Annotated in this window: 4 protein-coding genes; 2 read left to right on the top strand and 2 right to left on the bottom strand. The window is 46.0% G+C overall.

Annotated features, from left to right (window positions below):
- On the top strand, positions 1-327 hold a 327-nt coding region (locus tag AAC033_RS18955; protein WP_339741121.1), incomplete at its 5' end, for an alpha-1,6-glucosidase domain-containing protein.
- Here AAC033_RS18955 and AAC033_RS18960 read toward each other — a convergent pair.
- Together AAC033_RS18960 and tsaE are read right to left on the bottom strand one after the other, a co-directional pair.
- Positions 324-1,532, bottom strand: coding sequence for an alanine dehydrogenase (locus AAC033_RS18960; protein WP_339741123.1), 1,209 nt, complete (start codon positions 1,530-1,532; stop codon positions 324-326). The genes AAC033_RS18955 and AAC033_RS18960 overlap by 4 nt on opposite strands.
- A 54-nt stretch (positions 1,533-1,586) precedes the next feature.
- Positions 1,587-2,009: a tRNA (adenosine(37)-N6)-threonylcarbamoyltransferase complex ATPase subunit type 1 TsaE gene (tsaE, locus tag AAC033_RS18965; RefSeq protein ID WP_339741125.1), complete on the bottom strand. Its 423-nt coding sequence runs from the start codon at positions 2,007-2,009 to the stop codon at positions 1,587-1,589.
- A 131-nt stretch (positions 2,010-2,140) separates the two neighbouring features.
- On the opposite strand from tsaE, the gene gcvH reads away from it, so the two are divergent.
- Positions 2,141-2,521 (top strand): glycine cleavage system protein GcvH, encoded by a 381-nt coding sequence (gene gcvH / locus AAC033_RS18970; RefSeq protein ID WP_339741127.1) that lies wholly within the window; start codon positions 2,141-2,143, stop codon positions 2,519-2,521.
- Positions 2,522-2,554 lie beyond the last annotated feature (33 nt).

The raw sequence follows: 2,554 nt of genomic DNA on the forward strand, positions 1-2,554 counted from the left end.
CGGAGACTGATCCTGCTTCGAAAGGAAGTGGCAGCGTTTCGAATGCATTCGGCTGATGAGATCCGCAAGCATCTGCATTTCTCTGAAAACTATGAGCCAGGTGTGTTGGCCTATTCTATTTTGGACTATCCGAATCCGTTTGGATGGAAAACCATTCAGCTGATTTTTAATGCCCGCCAGGAAGCTACTACCATGCAGCTGGACGAGCACAACTGGCAGGTGATTGCACGGGAGAATCAAATCGAACTGGAAGGGATTGATTGTCTGCTGGATAAGCATGTGGCCGTCCCTCCGCTGTCCATGATGATTTTGGTGAAGAATGATTAGAAAATGGCGAGCAACAAATCAATGTCTTTGCTCGGAAGGTTGAGTTTTTCACCCAGATCCTTGTTGGTCAAAATGCCATTGTAAATGTAAACGCCACGCCGGATTCCGGTCGAGTTTTTAATGTAATTCTGAATGCCGCCAATTTCGCCTACCGAAATGATAATGGGCGTCAGCACGTTGCTTAGTGCAATGGAAGCCGTACGCGAAACCATCGAGGCCATATTGTGCACACAGTAATGGACTACCCCGTGTTTGATGTACGTTGGATTTTTAAGGTCGGTTGGCTTGCTGGTTTCAAAGCATCCTCCTTGGTCAATGTTCAGGTCGATAATCACCGAGCCGTCCTTCATGCCTTTCACCATTTCTTCGGAAACCTGAAACTTGGTATTCGAGTTAAACGACATGGCACCCAGCACCACATCGGCCGATTTCAGCGCTTTCTTCAAGACATTCGGATACAAAACCGAAGTAAAGATCCGCTGGCCCAGCTTATCGCCCAAGGCTTGCAGGTTGAACATGTTGTCATCAAAAATTTTAACGGTCACACCCAGTCCGAGGGCTGCACGTGCGGCATATTCGGCAGCCGTGTTGGCTCCCAGAATCACCAGTTCGGCAGGCGAAATGCCGGTGACACTGCCCAATAAAACCCCTTTCCCGTTTCTCGAATTGCTTAAATATTCGCTGGCAATAGTAACCGCTGTCGATCCGGCAATCTGGCTCATCAGGTGAACAACCGGCAAACATTTTTCTTCATTCTCCATGTACTCGTAAGCAATGGTGGTCACCTTCTTTTTCATCAGTTTCTGAACCGTTTCCTGGCAATGATTGCTCAAATGCATGTTCGAAATCAGGGTTTGGTGTCCGCGCAGCATATCCACTTCGTCCGCATCAAAAGGCGCCACCCGGATAATGACATCGCATTGGAAAACTTCTTCGCGCTTTTCAACAACCACAGCACCAGCCTCACGGTACTCCTTGTCGGAGTAGCTGGCTGCCTTGCCGGCATCTTTTTCAATGTAAATTTCGTGACCGTAAGAGACCAACAATTCAACGGCTTCGGGGGTCAATGGAATCCGGTATTCTATTTTGGAGAAATCGGAAGGAATGCCAATGGTAATTTTCTTGCCGCGGCGGCGAATTTCAAGCATTTCTTCTTTGGGGAGAAGTAACGATTTTATTTCCGATTGTTGCTCTTTTTCAGTCATTCAGCAAAAATTAAATGGTCAATTTACTTTTTATATCGATTCTTTCAAAAAGAATCACACGATATTTGCGGTAATCTTACGTGCCGAACTGTCCAACACGTCAATTTCGACCTTCACAATCTCTTCAGGAAGCAGATCTTCAATGTTTTCAGGCCACTCTATCATACAGTATTTTCCGCTGTAAATGTAGTCGTCAAAGCCAATGTCCAGGGCTTCTTCCATGCTTTTAATCCGGTAGAAATCGAAATGGAAAATGCGCTCATTGCCGGCGGTGCTGTATTCGTTTACCAAGGCAAAGGTGGGGCTGGTAATGGGGTCGGTAGAGCCCAGCGCACGGCACAACGCCTTGATTAAGGTTGTTTTGCCGGCTCCCATTTTACCGTAGAAAGCAAAAAGCCGTTCGTTCGGAAAATGCTTTAGAAACGCTTCGGCCGCCTGGGGAAGCTCATCAATGGTGTTAATTTGAAATGAAAACATGTTTTTTACCGTCTTGGTTGCTGCAAATTTAAGTAAAGTTCATTTTAAAAAATACAAAGGCTGAGCTTTGTTCGATTTCTGTTTTCGAAAAATGTATTACTTTTGAAGAAATCACAATTCAAGCAATCATTATGAATCTGCCAGAAAACTTAAAGTACACCAAAGAACACGAATGGGTTCGTGTTGAAGAAAACATTGTTTCCGTTGGAATCACCGACTTTGCTCAGGGCGAATTGGGCGATATCGTGTTTGTTGAAATAGAAACGGAAGGCGAAGAACTGGCCAAAGGCGATACCTTTGGAACCGTTGAAGCTGTAAAGACGGTATCCGACCTGTTTATGCCCGTTGGCGGGAAAGTGCTCGAATTCAACACCGCCTTGGAAGACGAGCCGGAACTGATTAACAAGGATCCGTATGGAAAGGGCTGGATGATTAAAATTGAGATGAGCGATGCCGCCGATTTGGATGACCTGATGGACGCCGATGCTTATCAAGCCATGCTCGAAGCGTAATTTGCAAGCTTGGGCCATTGTCTGCAACCGCAT

The sequence above is a fragment of the uncultured Sunxiuqinia sp. genome, from assembly GCF_963974515.1.
Taxonomy (GTDB): domain Bacteria; phylum Bacteroidota; class Bacteroidia; order Bacteroidales; family Prolixibacteraceae; genus Sunxiuqinia.

Excerpts from the sequence above, each read along its gene's own strand:
- AAC033_RS18960 (WP_339741123.1), bottom strand. The coding sequence starts at position 1,532 with ATGACTGAAAAAGAGCAACAATCGGAAATAAAATCGTTACTTCTCCCC.
- tsaE (WP_339741125.1), bottom strand. The coding sequence starts at position 2,009 with ATGTTTTCATTTCAAATTAACACCATTGATGAGCTTCCCCAGGCGGCC.
- gcvH (WP_339741127.1), top strand. The coding sequence starts at position 2,141 with ATGAATCTGCCAGAAAACTTAAAGTACACCAAAGAACACGAATGGGTT.